The organism is Aeromonas sp. QDB30, assembly GCF_027707645.1.
Lineage (GTDB): Bacteria > Pseudomonadota > Gammaproteobacteria > Enterobacterales > Aeromonadaceae > Aeromonas > Aeromonas caviae.
In genome coordinates this window covers 63,406-78,850 of record NZ_JAPCIY010000014.1, presented here as the reverse complement: position 1 = coordinate 78,850, position 15,445 = coordinate 63,406, and the positions used below count along the sequence as shown (strand labels likewise).

The window sequence follows — 15,445 nt, the reverse complement described above, 5'->3', positions numbered from 1 at the left end:
CTCTGCTGTCTGAATGAACAATATTTGTTCGAATGTATGGGGTTGTTCAAAGTATAAACACTGATGCGTCAGCCCTGTCCTTGCCATTGATATAGACGGGGCCACCTTCATCGCTGTGCATCTGGATTTGACCCGGGCACTCATAATTCAACTGGGGAATGGCGGCGCTCGCCGCACCCGCCATGGCCAGGGTTATGGCAGCGATCAGTACTTTCTTCATGGACATTACCTCAACTGTTTAATGATACGAGATTTATTATTTTATTTTTCCGGTTAACAACAATTCCATTGCCAGGCAGGAAATAGCCTTCATCCCTGATCGGAATAAATAGCGGCGGTACTTTATTTTAGCAACGAATTTTTATTATTTTTCCCTGGGATGAAAGTGAATATTGATCCGGAAGGGGTGGTAAACGTTTTCTCCTGACGGGTTGAACGGGACAGGGGGAAGGCGCGAGGAGTGAGGGGGTAAGCAGGATGGGGCCTCGACAGAGGAGGGAACTTGGCGGCGGTTGCGCCGGGAGTCATGACGCGGGGCGACTGGGCCCCGCGTTGCAGCGCAATGACGAGCGCCGGATCAGAGCCAGCGTTTCTCGCGGGTGAAGCAGACCGACAGCCAGGCGTCTCCCAGGGTGTCGCCGAGGCGGGACCAGAGCTCCTGGCGCAGGGCATCCTGGCGCTCGACGGGCCACTCCTGGCCGGGGGCCACCAGGATGTTGAGCTCGAGATCGAAGCGGCGGCCGCTTTTCGCCAGGTGGCTGTAGCATTCGATGCCATGGCGCTGGCGCAGGGCCTCGATCTCGTGTTCGACTCGCTGCTTGACCTCTCCCTTGGGGGCGATCTTCAGCACCTCCCGCAGGTTGCGACCGAGCACCTTGATGGGAATGAGGGTGGCGCACAGGGCCAGCAGGGAGACCAGCATGGGGTCTATGTAGCGGTTGTAGTGGCCGTAACCCAGGGTATCGAGCCCGATGGCGACCAGAAAGCCGATGAGCAGGGTGGCGCTGAGCAGGGTATCCACCAGCCACTCCTTGGAGTCCACCCGCACCAGCTCGGAGTTGACCCGCTCGGCCACGTCGGCCTCGATGAGATAGAGGATGCTGCAGAAGAAGGTGGAGACGACGGCATAGATGAGGGCGTGGCCGAGATCGATCTCCCGTCCGCCCGCCAGCAGGGAGGTGATGCCGCCATAGAGGGCACCGAGGCAGAGCAGCAGAATGATGGCGCCGTTGATGACGTTGGCGATGGGTTCGAAATGGGCGTAGCCGTATTGGAAACGGGCGTCGGAGGGGCGGGTAACCAGGTAGGCGGTGATGAGCCCAAGGCCCGTCATGCCCATGCTGAACAGGGTGAAGATGCCGTCCAGCATGATGGCGTTGGAACCGACGAACAGACCATAGCCGATCCCGAAAATGGCAAAGGTGATGCAACCAAACAGCGACAGGGTCAGCGCCTGTTTTTCGGTGCGAATAAGCGTACTGATAACATGGCTGTAGTGAGCCATAAAAGTCCTCCTTTCAAATGGTGAAGATTGCGCGCGCAAGCGGTTTTCTAGCTGATATACTGCCCGCTCACATGTGAGCGGACTGGTTCGGACACCCGCAAAGAGGCAGGCCCGAACGGTCGTTGTCGCCGGAATGCCGGCATCAAGCAAAGGATGGGAACAAGGATTCATGATCCCGAGACTCGATTACCAGGACAGTTTGTCACCTACAACCCTGCAGTTTCTTGAGTTGCTGGCGCGATCAGCATTTCGTGGTGATATCGAAAAGTCTTATGCAAGCCGGTTGGCGATGGCGACGGATAACAGCGTCTATCAGGTCGTACCTCAGGCGGTTCTCTATCCGCGCAGCGCGGATGACATAGCGGTGATGCTCAAGCTGGCCCAGGGGCCCGAGTACGCAACCTTGAGTTTCTTCCCTCGCGGCGGCGGTACCGGCACCAATGGCCAATCCTTGGGCGGCGGCATTATCGTCGATCTCTCGCGCCATATGAACCAGATCATGGAAATTAATCTGGAAGAGGGCTGGGTGCGGGCCCAGGCCGGGGTGGTCAAAGACCAGCTCAACGCCTATTTGAAGCCCCACGGCTACTTCTTCTCGCCGGATCTCTCCACCTCCAACCGGGCCACCCTGGGAGGCATGGTCAACACCGATGCCTCGGGGCAGGGGTCGCTGGTGTACGGCAAGACCTCGGATCATGTGCTCGGCCTCAAGGCCGTGCTGGAAAACGGCGATCTCATGGCGACCGAGCCGGTGACCGGTCAGCGTCTGGCGGACAAGCTGGCCCTCGAGAACCGGGAGGGGGAGATCTATCGCACCCTCTATCGCATCGGCCGCGAGCGGCGCGCCGACATCGAGGCCACCTTCCCCAAGCTCAACCGCTTTCTGACCGGTTACGATCTCAAGCACCTCTATCAGCCCGATACCGACACTCTGGATGTGAGCCGGGTGCTGTGCGGCTCGGAAGGCTCCTTGGGTTTTATCACCGAAGCCAGGCTCAACATCACCCCCATCCCGCGCTACCGCACGCTCGTCAACGTCAAGTACGACAGCTTCCCCTCCGCGCTCAGAAACGCCCCCTTTATGGTACAGGCCCACGCCCTGTCGGTGGAGACGGTGGACTCCCGGGTGCTGGGACTGGCTCGCGCCGACATCATCTGGCACTCGGTGAAGGATCTCATCCAGGATGTGCCCGGCAAGGATCTGCAGGGGCTCAACATCGTCGAGTTTGCCGACACCGACGAGGATGCGCACAAGGCCAAGGTGGCGGAGCTGTGCCGGCGCATCGACGGCCTGCTGGCGCGTGGTGAAGCCGGGGTCATTGGCTATCAGGTGTGCGACCACCTGCCGAGCATCGAGACCATCTATGGCATGCGCAAGAAGTCGGTGGGGCTGCTCGGCAACGCCGAGGGGCGCAAGAAGCCGGTGGCCTTCACCGAAGACACCGCCGTGCCGCCGGAATCCCTGGCGGACTTCATCATGGAGTTTCGCGCCCTGCTGGACGCTCACGGCCTTGACTACGGCATGTTCGGCCACGTCGATGCCGGGGTGCTGCACGTGCGCCCGGCGCTGGACTTGTGCGATCCCGAGCAGGAGGTGCTGCTGCGGCGCATCTCCGATCAGGTGGTGGCGCTCACCGCCAAATACGGCGGCCTGATGTGGGGGGAGCACGGCAAGGGCTTTCGCTCCGAATACAGCCCCGCCTTCTTCGGCGAGCTGTGGGAAGAGCTGCAACGGGTCAAGGGGGCGTTCGACCCGGCCAACCGCATCAACCCGGGCAAGATCTGCATGCCTTATGGCAGCGGCGCTTCGCTTGTCTCGGTGGACGGGCCCAAGCGCGGCAAGTTCGACCGCCAGATCCCGATTGCCGTGCGCGAGAGCTATACACGGGCGCTGGATTGCAACGGCAACGGTCTGTGTTTCACCTTCGAGACCGACTCCCCCATGTGCCCCTCGGTCAAGATCAGCCGCGACCGCCGTCACTCCCCCAAGGGGCGGGCTGGCCTGATGCGTGAATGGCTGCGCCAGTTGTCGGAGCAGGGCTTCGATCCCCTTGCCGAAGAGGTGGCGCTGCAAAGCGGGGGTCTACGCTTCAAGCAGATCGTCGACAAGTTCCGCAATACGGTGGCCCGCGCCCGGGGCGAGTATGACTTCTCCCATGAGGTGATGGAGGCGATGGAGGGGTGCCTTGCGTGCAAGGCATGCACCAGCCAGTGCCCCATCAAGGTGGATGTGCCCACCTTCCGCGCCCGCTTCATGCAGCTCTATCACAGCCGATATCTGCGCGGCCCCAAGGATTATTTCGTGGGCACGGTAGAAAGCTATGCGCCCCTGCTGGCCAAGGCCCCCAAGCTGGTCAACTTCTTCCTCGAAAAAGAGTGGGCCCAGAAGGCGACCGAGAAGAGCATCGGCATGGTGGATGTGCCGCTGCTCTCCGTGCCGACCCTGGCCGAGGAGCTGCGGGATCACCGCGCCCGCTATTTCGATCTGCCGGGCCTCGAGGCCATGAGCCCCGAGCAGCGCCAAAAAGTGGTGCTCATCGTGCAGGATCCCTTCACCAGCTACTACGACGCCCCCGTGGTGCGTGACCTAGTGAAGCTGGCCAGCAAGCTGGGCTATCAGCCCTACCTGCTGCCGTTCAAACCCAACGGCAAGCCTCAGCACGTGAAGGGATTCCTGCGCGCCTTCGCCCGCACTGCTGCCAGCAGCGCCCAGTTCCTCAACAAGGTGGCGGCCCTCGGCATCCCCATGGTGGGGGTCGACCCCTCTCTGGTGCTCTGCTACCGGGACGAGTACGTGAAGGCGCTCGGCCCCGCCCGCGGCGATTTCCAGGTGCTGCTGCCCCAGGAGTGGCTGCTCTCCCTGCCTGCCGAGGCGCTGCCGCTGCGGGAAGAGGCTGGCACCGACCCCTGGTATCTGTTTGCCCACTGCACCGAGAAGACCGCCAAGCCCACCACCCACGGTGACTGGAGCACCCTGTTCGGCCGCTTCGGTGCGCGTTTGCAGCCGGTGTCGGTGGGTTGCTGCGGCATGGCGGGCACCTATGGTCACGACGCCAAACAGGTGGAGAACTCCAAGGGGATCTACGGTCTGAGCTGGGCCGAGCCTCTTGAACGCCTGCCCAAGGCTCGCTGCCTGGCCACCGGATATTCGTGCCGCAGCCAGGTCAAGCGGATGGAGGGGGAGAAGCTCAAGCACCCGCTGCAGGCCTTGCTGGAACTGCTCTGATGCTCCACTTTCCCAAGGGATTCCGGGTGCCAAAGGCCTTTCGGCACCCGCATTTTCTGTTGCTCCCCACCACGCCGTCCCAGGCCGTGGTGGAGTTTGTCGCCATCCTGCGCGAGCGGGATCAGCTCCATCAGCTGTTTCGCCCGAACGATGTGTGGCCCTCCGCCAATTTCAGCCTGAGTCAGCACGAGGCCGACTTGGAGTGGCAGCACGCCGAGTTTCTGGCCAAGCGCTCCTTTGCCTATGGCCTCTGGAGCCCGGACAGGGAGCCCCGCTTCTGGGGCGGGGTTTACCTCTATCCGTCTGTGCTGCCGGAGGTGCAGGTGGAGCTCTTCTTCTGGAAGGTGGCCGAGGCGCCGCTCACTGACAGCGAACTCGAAGCCGAACTGCGCACCTGGCTCGGCAAGGTATGGCGCTGGTCCGAGCCGCGCCTGCCGGGGCGGGACGGCCCCTGGGCCGAGTGGCCAGGGGTGACCTATCCCTGGTGAGGGTCAATCTCGATGCAAGATGCCCCGGCGTGGGCATCTTTTTTTTTGCGCCTTTTTCGCCGACACTGCTGGTTTGCCGCTACAGCGCAGCGATAACCCGTTGATCACGCAAGGAGTCCGCTCACCATGAGTCAAGAAAGCAGCCCCATCTGGCGCAAACCCATGAGCCTGGAGGGGCTCAACGCCAGCTCCCGCAACACCCTGATGGCCCACCTCGACATCGTCTACAGCGCCTTTGGCCCCGACTGGCTGGAGGCCACCATGCCGGTGGATCACCGTACCCATCAACCGCTCGGGATGCTGCACGGCGGCGCCTCCGTGGTGCTGGCGGAAACGCTGGGATCGCTTGCGGCCAACATGGCGGTGGGAGCGGAGAGCTACTGCGTGGGGCTGGAGGTCAATGCCAACCACCTACGGGCCAAGCGGGAAGGGGTGGTGACGGGGCGCTGCGCGCCGCTGCATCTGGGGGCGACGACTCAGGTGTGGCAGATCGAGATTCGCGATGAACGTGGTCGTTTATTGTGCACCAGCCGATTGACCATGGCGGTGCTCAAGCACAAGCGGGACAAGGACTCTGGCGAAGCGTGATCCGCAATAACGCATCATGAGTGAAAAATAAGCAAGCCATAGTCACGAGATCCCTCTATAATTGCCAACGTCTTGAGACACCTATCACATTTTTCAAGACAGCAGAACAAAGTGGCGCTATAATCGCCGCCTTTTTGCTATTCCGCGGTGTTAGCCGCCTGCCTTAATCTGGAAGAATCTATGTCTGATACCGAACAACTGCCCCTTTTTAGTGAGCTTGGACTGGCCGCGCCCGTATTGAAAGCGCTGCAGGACGTGGGCTATGAGCGCCCGTCTCCCATCCAGGCCGCAGCAATTCCCCACCTGATGGCGGGACACGATCTGCTGGGGCAGGCACAAACCGGTACAGGGAAGACCGCTGCTTTTGCCTTGCCTCTGTTGTCTCGTCTGGAAGCTGGTAACCGCAACACTCAGATCCTGGTGCTGGCCCCGACCCGCGAGCTGGCCCTGCAGGTGGCAGAGGCGTGCCAACGCTATGCCCACCACATGCCCGATTTCCACGTGCTGCCCATCTACGGCGGCGCTTCCTACGAAACCCAGACCCGCGCTCTGCGCCGTGGTGCTCAGGTTGTCGTGGGTACCCCGGGCCGCGTGATGGACCTGATCCGTCGCAAGAACCTGGACCTCTCCGGTCTGAAAGCCCTGGTGCTGGACGAAGCGGATGAAATGCTGCGCATGGGCTTCATCGACGACGTGGACTGGATCATGGATCAGTGCCCGGCCGGTCGTCAGGTTGCCCTGTTCTCTGCCACCATGCCGGAGCAGATCCGTCGTGTTGCCCAGAAGCACCTGAAGCAGCCCAAAGAGATCAAGATCGCCTCCAAGACCGCGACCGCCACCACCATTCGTCAGCGTTACTGGCAGGTGACCGGTCTGCACAAGCTGGACGCCATGACCCGTCTGCTGGAAGTGGAATCCTACGAAGCCCTGCTGGTGTTCGTGCGTACCAAGAACGCCGCCGAAGAGCTGGCAGGCAAGCTGGCTGCCCGTGGTCACGCCTGTGAAGCGCTGCACGGTGACATCCCGCAGAAGCTGCGTGAGCGTACCGTTGACAAGCTGCGTCAAGGCCAGCTGGACATTCTGATCGCCACCGACGTGGTCGCCCGCGGTCTGGACGTTGAGCGCATCACCCACGTAGTGAACTACGACATTCCCTACGACACCGAATCCTATGTTCACCGTATCGGCCGTACCGGCCGTGCCGGTCGCAAGGGTGAAGCCATCCTGTTCGTGGCGCCGCGCGAGCGTCGCATGCTGCGTGCCATCGAGCACGCTACCCGTCAGGCCATCGAACCGATGAAGATGCCGAGCACCGAGGACATCAACCAGCACCGTCTGGCCAAGTTCAAGGAGCGCATCCGCGAAACCATGATGGGTGAAGAGCTCGAGATCTACCACAACCTGGTGAACGAGCTGATCGAAGAAGATTCTGCCGATCCGCTGGAGCTGGCTGCTGCACTGGCCAAGCTGGTACAGGGCGACCAACCGCTGCTGCTGGATGACTCCATTCCGGATCCGGTGTTCAACGCTGGCAACGATCGCGGTGGCTTCGAGCGTCGTGAGTTCAACGATCGTGGCGGTCGTGACTTCGGTGACCGTGGCGATCGTCCGGCCCGTCGCATGCCGTCCCTCGAACCGCGTCCGCTGAAAGACAACCCGGACGTGGAGATGGAGCGTTACCGTGTCGACGTGGGCGCCCATCACGGCGTCAAGCCGGGCCAGATCGTGGGTGCCATCGCCAACGAAGCGAACATCGAGAGCCGCTTCATCGGCAACATCGACATCGCCGATGACTTCTCCACCGTCGATCTGCCCAAGGGCATGAGCGCCGAGGTGCTGGAAGTGATCAAGAAGGCCCGTGTCTGTCAGCGTCCGCTGCAGATCACCCGTTACACCGAAGTGCCGGCCGGCGGCAACACTGCTCCCCGTCCGCCCCGTGGTGATCGTCCGTTCCGTGGCGACCGTCCTTTCAACAAGGATCGCCGTCCCCAGGGTGACCGTCCCTTCAACAAGGATCGCCGTGAAGGCGGTTTCGACAAGGGTCGCAAATTCGGTGGCAACAAGCGCCGCGACAGCTAAACCCTGACTGCACTGATGAGAAGGCCGCTCCATGGAGCGGCCTTTTTTGTGTCTGTTTTTCAGATGCGTAGCGAAGACTGTCACCTTTCTCCGGCCGTGGCGGGCACCCGGTTTGATGAGGAGCCAGTGAAAGAAAAATGGTGCAATCCATTTGCCTGGGGGTGGCGCCTGGTGTCATTCTTTGGGAAGCGATTGGGTACTTTTGGAAGGCGCAGAGATAGTTGCTGGTTGCAAACGACTGCGACTTTGGTCTGAAGGTGCATTCTGTTGTTTGCATATGAGTCAGCAGAGTGAGATGAATAAATAAACCGTATGACAGGGAGGTGCGTGATGGGCAAGTGGCTTGGCAAGGTGTTGCTGATATCTGGATGGCTCGTGTCGGGTATGGTGTTGGCGGAGGAGCCCTTCTTCAGAATTGCGGGGGCGGGGTGCTGCAATGGCAAGGGGGAGGTGGTGCTGACCCGTACCGAGTTTGAGGCCTTGCCGCAGACGGAAGTTAAGACGGGGACGCCCTGGACCGAGGGGGAGCACCTCTATCGCGGGGTGTTGCTGCGGGACCTGGTCAGGATCTACGGTCTCAAGAGCCAGGAGGTCAAGGCCCTCGCGGTCAATGAATACTGGGCCGCACTGCCGCTGGAAGACGGGGAGAAGTACCCGGTGCTGGTGGCCGAGAAGCAGGATGGCAAGGCTCTGACCCTGCGCAACAAGGGGCCGCTCTGGGTCATTTATCCCCTCACCGACCATCCCGAACTCAACAAGGAGCTCTATCACAGCCGGATGGTGTGGCAGCTGACGGCGCTGGAGAGCAAATAAGATGCTGCGCGGCAAGTTCTTGAGCCTGATCCTGATGGTGACCACCTTTTTGGGGGTGACCCTCTGGTCGGTCTGGAACTATGACCGCGCGTTCAATGCGGTGACGCGCTACACCCAGCTCTCCGCCTGGGCACTGGCCCAGCTCGAGCTGGAGATCCACGCCTTCGAGGAGGGCTTGCAGCTCTATCGTGCCGGTGCCGCCAGCCGGGAGGAGATGAACAAGCGCTTTGACATTGCCTGGAACCGGCTCGATGTCTTCCTGCACGGGGAGGAGGCAAAGTCGGTCAGGGCCCGATTCGGTGCGGACAAGGCGGTCGGCAAGATCCTCGCTCTCTTCGAACGCTATGAGCAGGATGTGGTGCAAGGGGAGCCGAATTCCCCTGCACTCAAGATGTTCACGGCCGCGCTCGATGACGAGATGCGCGGGGTGCGGGACGTGATGGTGAAAAACTTCACCGGGCCTTCTGCCATCGCCCAGCGCGAGCTGCTCAACGAGTCGAAAACCCAGAACTTCTTCATCCTGGGATTTCTGATGTTGGCGACCATGGTGATGTTGATGGTGCTGTTTCGCGAAGTGCGTCGCCAGCATTTTCTGGCGTGGAACGACCCTCTCACCCGTCTCCCTAACCGGGCGGCGCTCATCAAGCACCTCCAGCAGTGGACCAGCCATCCCGGTCGGCGCAGCAGCATCACCGTCTGCCTCATGGATCTGGGGCATTTCAGGGAGGTCAATGACAGTCTGGGTTACGAAGTGGGGGACGCCTTGCTCAAACGGCTTGCGGCGCGGATCAAGGCCGCCTCTGGCCAGGGGATCTTCGTTGCCCGTACCGGCAGTGACGAGTTCACCCTCATCATCACCGGCACCATGCCCACCTATCTGCGCTTCCCGTTTCTGGAGCAACTGCGCAGCGAGCTGGCGGATCTGGTGTTTGCTGCCGATCCGGCGCACCGGGTGCGGGTCTTCATGGGCACCAGCCAGTACGTGAAACCGGATCATTCACCGGAAGAGATGCTGTTGTTTGCCGATATCGCCCTCGACAGCGCCAAGCGCAAACGGCTGAATCGCAATGTGCTCTTCTCCAGCAGCATGTATCAGCACTATCAGCGCAAACGCCGGCTGTCGACCGAGCTGCGGGAGCTTATCCACTGCCCGCAATGCCCGCAACTGGCCCTTTACTATCAGCCCATCGTGCGCGGCCAGAGTGTAGTGAGGCTGGGGGCGGAGGCGCTGATCCGCTGGCATCATCCGGAATATGGCTTTATTGCCCCCCTCGACATCATCTCGCTGGCAGAAGAGAACGGGTTGGGTGAGGCGCTGGGGGGCTGGATCATCCGGCGCATGCAGATCGACCTGTCCGGCTTCCCGAAGGAGGTACTAGCACCGTTCGAGATCTCCATCAACCTCTCCAACTCCATGTTCAACATGGGGTTGGCCAGGGAGATTGAAGAGAAGATGGAAGATGGACCGTTGGGGCTGCACCAGTTGATAGTGGAGCTGACCGAAACCATCGCCCTTGATGACATCGCCCTGAGCAAGCAGATCATTCACTCCCTGCGCCAGATTGGGGTGCGGGTGGCCCTCGATGACTTCGGGACCGGCTGGTCCTCGTTCTCTTACCTGCGTGAACTCTATTTCGACAAGCTCAAGATAGACAGATCCTTTATCACCGCGATCGACAGTGACACCCGGCAGGCGCTCTTCGTCGAGACCATCACCACCCTCTCTCATCAGTTGGGGGTGCGTGTCGTGGCAGAAGGGGTGGAAAACAGCGATGAGCTCAAGGCGGTGCTCACCATAGGGGTGGATGAGATCCAGGGTTATTTCTACTCGCGTCCCTTGCCGCTGCCGGAGTTCATGCAGTTCTGTCACCGCTATTTCGCCCACAGCGCCGCCATTCAGGAAGTGGCACTGGGCTAGCCTTGGGGCAATCGAGCTCCTGTAGCCTTGTCTTCGAGTCCCTCTGTTCGATTGTTCCTGGTTGATATTTCATCCCGACACCTTTCTCCCATGGCAGGACCGCCCATGACGTGGCTTTATTGTGCCTCCTGCCAGAACGAGGGTGCGAGAGGGCATGCCCGGTGCTACCTTGTGCCACGAACAGTGCCACAGGGCAGAGGAGCCATAAATGGATCGCTTGGGGGTGATGGAGGTGTTCGTGCTGGCGGTGGAGACCGGCTCGTTTTCGGCGGTGTCCCGCCGACTGGGGATGGGGCAACCCACGGTTTCCAGATTGATTGCCCAGCTTGAGGCGCACCTTGGCAGCCGCCTGTTGCTGCGTTCGACCCGGGGGCTGGCGCCCACCGAGGCCGGAGAGGCCTACTATCTGCGGGCGAGAGAGATCCTGGCCCAGGTCCACGAGGCCGATGCCATGGTGCAGCAATGCCGGGCGGGCCTGAGCGGGCGTCTGCGGGTGAGCGCTCCCGTCACCTTCGCCCGCCTGCATATCATTCCCCATCTTGCCGGTTTTCTGGCGGCTCACCCGGGACTGGATCTGGAGATCCTGCTGGATGACGGCAATGTGGATCTCATTTCGGCGGGCATCGAGGTGGCTCTGCGGATCGGCAAACAGGCCGACTCGTCGCTGGTCGCCCGCTGTCTCGCTCGAAGCGACATGCGGGTGCTGGCGACGCCGGCCTATCTGGCCGCCAAAGGAGAGCCTGAGACCCCTCAGGCCCTGCAACAGCATGACCTGGTGCTTTACAGTCCACGGCCCGGAATGGGGCAGCAGTGGCGATTTCGCCGTGGCGTCGAGGAGAGGGTGGTTTCCGGAGAAGGCAGGCTGACGGTCTCGGCGGCCGAGGGCATGCGCGCCGCCGTGCTGGCAGGACTGGGGCTCGGTATCGCCTCGGAGTGGATGTTTACCCCCGAGCTTGCCCGCGGCGAGGTGGTGGCGGTGCTGCCCGAGTGGCAACTGCCCATGCAGGAGCTCTGGACCCTGCTCCCGGCAGGTCGCCAGCCTGGTGCCAAGGCGAGCGCCTTTCTGGCATTCGTGACCGGCCTGCCCGGCGTGGGGCATACGCCAGCGGAATAACTGTTATGGTCCCCACCGCTCTACTGGTGGCGACGCTCCCCGGGTAGGCTGTGCGCATGGGGCCCGTATCCTGGCGGGAGCCCTTCTAACACGAGGAGAAGATCATGAGTACATCGCCTTCTGCCGGAGGGGCCGCAACCCCCGGCCCCTCCCTGCTCTTCGCCATGGCCCTGTCATGCGGCCTGGCAGTTGCCAACATCTACTACAACCAGCCCATGCTGGCGGTGATGGCGCAGGACTTTCCCGGGCACTCGGGCATGCCATTGATCGCCATGCTGACCCAGCTCGGCTATGCCATGGGTCTGCTTTTGCTGGTGCCGCTTGGCGATGTGGTCGAGCGCCGCTGGCTCATTCCGGGGCAGTTTGCATTGATCGCGCTGGCTTCCCTGCTGGCGGCCACGGCCACGAGTGCCACCACCTTGATGCTGGCCTCCGTCCTGCTCGGCATCGGGGCCACGGCGGCCCAGCAGATAGTTCCGGTGGCGGCGACCCTGGCAGATCCTGCCCGCCGTGGTGCCGTGGTCGGCAGCGTGATGAGCGGCCTGCTGGCCGGGATACTGCTCAGCCGCACCGTCGCCGGCCTGGTCACCGCCTATGGCAGTTGGCGCGCCATGTTCTGGCTGGCCATTCCCCTGGCCCTGTCGGGGGCCCTGCTGATGGCCAGGATGATACCGTCCGGATTGCCGCGCTCTCCCCTCGGTTATGGCCGTCTGCTTCACTCTCTGGTCGGTCTGTGGCGCGAGGAGCCAGCCCTACGCCGCGCGACCCTGACCCAGGCCTTGCTGTTTGCCTCCTTCAGCGCCTTCTGGACCGTGCTGGCGTTCTACCTGGCCGAACCTGCCTATGGGTTGGGGGCCGACATGGCGGGTCTGTTCGGCGTCATCGGGGTGGCTGGGGTGGTGGCGGCTCCTTTGGCAGGCCGGATGGCGGATCGGTTGGGGGCCAGACCAGTGGTATTGGCCGGTGCCGTGTTGGTGGTGCTTGCCTGGATCTGCTTCGAGCTGTGGCTCTCTCTGGCCGGGCTGGCGTGCGGGGTCATCTTGCTGGATCTCGGAGTGCAGAGCGCACTCATCGCCCATCAGCAGCGCATCTATGGTCTGAGACCTGAGGCCAGGGGGCGCATCAATACCCTCTTCATGACCGGCATGTTCCTGGGGGGAACCCTCGGCTCCAGCCTGGGGATGCTGGTCTGGCAACAGGGACACTGGATCGGGGTGGGAGCAGCCGGCATGGGGTTGGCCCTGGTGGCCTGTCTCTGCGCCCTGGCCAGCAGGCGGGGGCTGCAACCGGCCATCTGAGGCATGTGCAAGACAAGAAAGGCGACCTCGGGGTCGCCTTTTGTCTGTCTGCTCGGGATGGTCTCAGAGCACCATGGCGGCAATCCAGCCGAAGATCACCAGGGGGATGTTGTAGTGGATGAAGGTTGGCACCACGCTGTCCCAGATGTGGTCGTGCTGACCGTCGGCATTGAGGCCCGATGTGGGGCCGAGCGTCGAGTCGGAGGCGGGGGAACCCGCGTCCCCCAGCGCGCCCGCGGTGCCCACCAGGGCGATGGTCGCCATGGGCGAGAAGCCGAGGTGGATGCACAGGGGCACATAGATGGTGGCGATGATGGGCACGGTGGAGAAGGAGGAGCCGATCCCCATGGTGATGAGCAGGCCCACCAGCAGCATCAGGAAGGCCGCCAGTCCTTTGTGACCTGCCATCATGCTGGAGACGGACTGCACCAGACTCTCCACCCCGTGGGTCTCCTTCATGACGGCGGCGAAGCCTGCGGCCGAGATCATGATGAAGCCGATGAGGGACATCATGCGCACACCCTGGGTGAAGGCATCCTGGCTCTCGCGGAATTTGATGACGCCACCGCAGGTGAAGATGATGAAGCCTGCGAGCGCCCCCAGCACGATGCTGTTGGTCATCAGTTGCAGGCCGAGTGCCACGGCGATGGCCAGCAGGGCTACCCAGATGTGGTTGAGATTGAGCTCGACCGTCTCGGGTTCGGCGGCCAGGATCTGCTCCAGATCATACTGGCGCGGCTTGCGGTAGCTGAAGAAGACGGCGATGAGCAGGCCGAGGAACATGCCGAATACCGGGATGGCCATCGCCAGGGGCAGTTGGCTGAATTCCACCGGTACGCCGTTGTCGACGAGATTCTTGGCCAGGATGTTGTTCAGGAAGATACCGCCAAAGCCGACCGGCAGCAGCATGTAGGTAGCGGTCAGGCCGAAGGTGATGACGCAGGCCACCTGACGGCGGTCGATCTGCATCTGGGCCATGACATGCAGCAGCGGCGGGATCAGGATGGGAATGAAGGCGATGTGCACCGGGATCAGGTTCTGGGAGGAGACGGAGACCGCGAGCACCGAGGTGAGCAGCAGGCTCTTGACCCAGAGAATGCGGGTGCTGCTGGCATCCTTGCCGAGCTGGTTGATGACCTTGCGGGCCAGCAGATCGGTGATGCCGGAGCGGGAGATGGCCACCGCGAAAGCCCCCAGCATGGCGTAGGAGAGGGCGATTTCTGCACCGCCGCCCAGGCCGCCGGTGAAGGTGCTGAGGGTCTGCTCGAGGGAGAGTCCGCCGAGCAGGCCACCCACGATGGCACCGATGGCGAGGGAGACCACCACATTGATCCGCAGCAGGCTGAGCACCAGCATCAGCGCCACCGCGATAACAACAGGATTCATTTGATTTCCTTATGGATTGTGTTGCTGTCAGTCGTGTGAAAGCCAGCTAGTTTGCGAAAAACAGGCTAAATGTCGAGAAAAAAATCGGCAGATCCCGGCCAAGAGACGCATCTTCTGCTGGAGTGAACGGGAACCGGGAAAATGGCCCTTCTTCGTTGCCCAGACAGGTCCCCTCATGCAGACAGGCTGCCATGGGCAGCCTGTCTGGGCAGGGGCTGGGAGTGTTCAGCCCTCGTCTTCGGTGTCCGTCGTTTCATCCGGGTTGGCCAGAGGCCAGCCTCCCAGGCTCTTCCAGCGATTGACGATGTGGCAGAAGAGCTCTGTGGTGCGCTCGGTGTCGTAGAGGGCCGAGTGGGCCTCTTTGTTGTCAAAGGGGATATTGGCGCTCTGACAGGCCTTGGCCAGCACCGTCTGCCCCAGGGCAAGACCCGAGAGGGCGGCGGTGTCGAAGGTGGCGAAGGGGTGGAACGGATTGCGCTTGAGGCCGGCCCGCTCGGCGGCGGCCATCACGAAGCCGTGGTCGAAGGTGGCGTTGTGGGCCACTATGATGGCGCGACCACAATCCTGCTCCTTCATGCCCTTGCGCACCCCCTTGAAGATCTCGGTGAGTGCTTCCTTCTCGTCCACCGCGCCCCGCAGCGGGTTGAAGGGGTCGATGCCGGTGAATTCCAGCGCCGCTTTCTCCAGATTGGCGCCCTCAAAGGGCTGGACATGAAAATGGAAGATCTGGTCAGGGACGAGCCACCCCTGCTCATCCATCTTGAGGGTGTGGGCGGCTATTTCCAGCAGGGCATCGGTCTTGGCATTGAATCCGGCGGTTTCAACATCGATGACGACGGGGTAAAAGCCGCGAAAACGGCCCTTGAGGGTGTGAACGGCGTCGGTCATGGTATCTCGGTCGGCGTGAAAGGAGGCGGCATTATGGCAAAAAAGCGTGCCCTTGTCCCTTATCTGCCGCCATGGGACGGCAAGAGGGCCATTTTGAAACACCTGTGCTTATAATGGGCGACGTCAACCATGGAGGGAGAGGA

Annotated in this window: 12 protein-coding genes; 8 read left to right on the top strand and 4 right to left on the bottom strand. The window is 61.9% G+C overall.

From position 1 onward, the window contains the following. Positions 1-46 precede the first annotated feature (46 nt). Positions 47-220 (bottom strand): hypothetical protein, encoded by a 174-nt coding sequence (locus tag PG896_RS06830; protein ID WP_270835546.1) that lies wholly within the window; start codon positions 218-220, stop codon positions 47-49. 357 nt (positions 221-577) lie between these two features. After that, a complete protein-coding gene (locus PG896_RS06825) occupies positions 578-1,504 on the bottom strand; it encodes a cation diffusion facilitator family transporter (RefSeq protein ID WP_010675108.1) in 927 nt (308 codons plus the stop codon). A gap of 169 nt (positions 1,505-1,673) precedes the next feature. Between PG896_RS06825 and ydiJ the strand changes: the two genes are divergently transcribed. From ydiJ to PG896_RS06785, 8 genes are all read left to right on the top strand, one after another. Continuing rightward, positions 1,674-4,730, top strand: coding sequence for a D-2-hydroxyglutarate dehydrogenase YdiJ (gene ydiJ, locus PG896_RS06820; RefSeq protein ID WP_010675107.1), 3,057 nt, complete (start codon positions 1,674-1,676; stop codon positions 4,728-4,730). After that, complete coding sequence (locus PG896_RS06815) at positions 4,730-5,218, top strand: hypothetical protein (protein WP_010675106.1); 489 nt, start codon at positions 4,730-4,732, stop codon at positions 5,216-5,218. Before ydiJ ends, PG896_RS06815 begins: the two co-directional genes overlap by 1 nt. Before the next feature lie 126 nt (positions 5,219-5,344). Next, positions 5,345-5,806: a hotdog fold thioesterase gene (locus PG896_RS06810; protein ID WP_010675105.1), complete on the top strand. Its 462-nt coding sequence runs from the start codon at positions 5,345-5,347 to the stop codon at positions 5,804-5,806. A 180-nt stretch (positions 5,807-5,986) separates the two neighbouring features. Next, the gene (locus tag PG896_RS06805; RefSeq protein WP_029314717.1) at positions 5,987-7,885 is read left to right on the top strand and encodes a DEAD/DEAH box helicase; all 1,899 of its coding nucleotides are present in this window, start codon (positions 5,987-5,989) and stop codon (positions 7,883-7,885) included. Between the two features lie 330 nt (positions 7,886-8,215). Next, a complete protein-coding gene (locus PG896_RS06800; protein ID WP_010675103.1) occupies positions 8,216-8,698 on the top strand; it encodes a molybdopterin-binding oxidoreductase in 483 nt (160 codons plus the stop codon). A 1-nt stretch (position 8,699) separates the two neighbouring features. Continuing rightward, on the top strand, positions 8,700-10,616 hold the full coding sequence (locus tag PG896_RS06795) for a putative bifunctional diguanylate cyclase/phosphodiesterase (RefSeq protein ID WP_270835545.1): 1,917 nt from the start codon (positions 8,700-8,702) through the stop codon (positions 10,614-10,616). A gap of 208 nt (positions 10,617-10,824) precedes the next feature. Then, entirely contained in the window at positions 10,825-11,730 is a 906-nt protein-coding gene (locus PG896_RS06790; RefSeq protein ID WP_223930463.1) for a LysR family transcriptional regulator, read from the top strand. A 104-nt stretch (positions 11,731-11,834) separates the two neighbouring features. Continuing rightward, positions 11,835-13,028, top strand: coding sequence for an MFS transporter (locus PG896_RS06785; RefSeq protein ID WP_171865226.1), 1,194 nt, complete (start codon positions 11,835-11,837; stop codon positions 13,026-13,028). Positions 13,029-13,091: 63 nt separating this feature from the next. On the opposite strand, the gene PG896_RS06780 is transcribed toward PG896_RS06785, so the two are convergent. Together PG896_RS06780 and rnt are read right to left on the bottom strand one after the other, a co-directional pair. Further along, complete coding sequence (locus PG896_RS06780) at positions 13,092-14,414, bottom strand: Na+/H+ antiporter family protein (protein WP_103858439.1); 1,323 nt, start codon at positions 14,412-14,414, stop codon at positions 13,092-13,094. 225 nt (positions 14,415-14,639) lie between these two features. After that, positions 14,640-15,302 (bottom strand): ribonuclease T, encoded by a 663-nt coding sequence (gene rnt / locus PG896_RS06775; protein ID WP_010675098.1) that lies wholly within the window; start codon positions 15,300-15,302, stop codon positions 14,640-14,642. Positions 15,303-15,445 lie beyond the last annotated feature (143 nt).

What these genes read in the sequence shown, in the direction of transcription:
- PG896_RS06830 (WP_270835546.1), bottom strand. Translation starts at nt 220, where the DNA reads ATGAAGAAAGTACTGATCGCTGCCATAACCCTGGCCATGGCGGGTGCG.
- PG896_RS06825 (WP_010675108.1), bottom strand. Translation starts at nt 1,504, where the DNA reads ATGGCTCACTACAGCCATGTTATCAGTACGCTTATTCGCACCGAAAAA.
- ydiJ (WP_010675107.1), top strand. Translation starts at nt 1,674, where the DNA reads ATGATCCCGAGACTCGATTACCAGGACAGTTTGTCACCTACAACCCTG.
- PG896_RS06815 (WP_010675106.1), top strand. Translation starts at nt 4,730, where the DNA reads ATGCTCCACTTTCCCAAGGGATTCCGGGTGCCAAAGGCCTTTCGGCAC.
- PG896_RS06810 (WP_010675105.1), top strand. Translation starts at nt 5,345, where the DNA reads ATGAGTCAAGAAAGCAGCCCCATCTGGCGCAAACCCATGAGCCTGGAG.
- PG896_RS06805 (WP_029314717.1), top strand. Translation starts at nt 5,987, where the DNA reads ATGTCTGATACCGAACAACTGCCCCTTTTTAGTGAGCTTGGACTGGCC.
- PG896_RS06800 (WP_010675103.1), top strand. Translation starts at nt 8,216, where the DNA reads ATGGGCAAGTGGCTTGGCAAGGTGTTGCTGATATCTGGATGGCTCGTG.
- PG896_RS06795 (WP_270835545.1), top strand. Translation starts at nt 8,700, where the DNA reads ATGCTGCGCGGCAAGTTCTTGAGCCTGATCCTGATGGTGACCACCTTT.
- PG896_RS06790 (WP_223930463.1), top strand. Translation starts at nt 10,825, where the DNA reads ATGGATCGCTTGGGGGTGATGGAGGTGTTCGTGCTGGCGGTGGAGACC.
- PG896_RS06785 (WP_171865226.1), top strand. Translation starts at nt 11,835, where the DNA reads ATGAGTACATCGCCTTCTGCCGGAGGGGCCGCAACCCCCGGCCCCTCC.
- PG896_RS06780 (WP_103858439.1), bottom strand. Translation starts at nt 14,414, where the DNA reads ATGAATCCTGTTGTTATCGCGGTGGCGCTGATGCTGGTGCTCAGCCTG.
- rnt (WP_010675098.1), bottom strand. Translation starts at nt 15,302, where the DNA reads ATGACCGACGCCGTTCACACCCTCAAGGGCCGTTTTCGCGGCTTTTAC.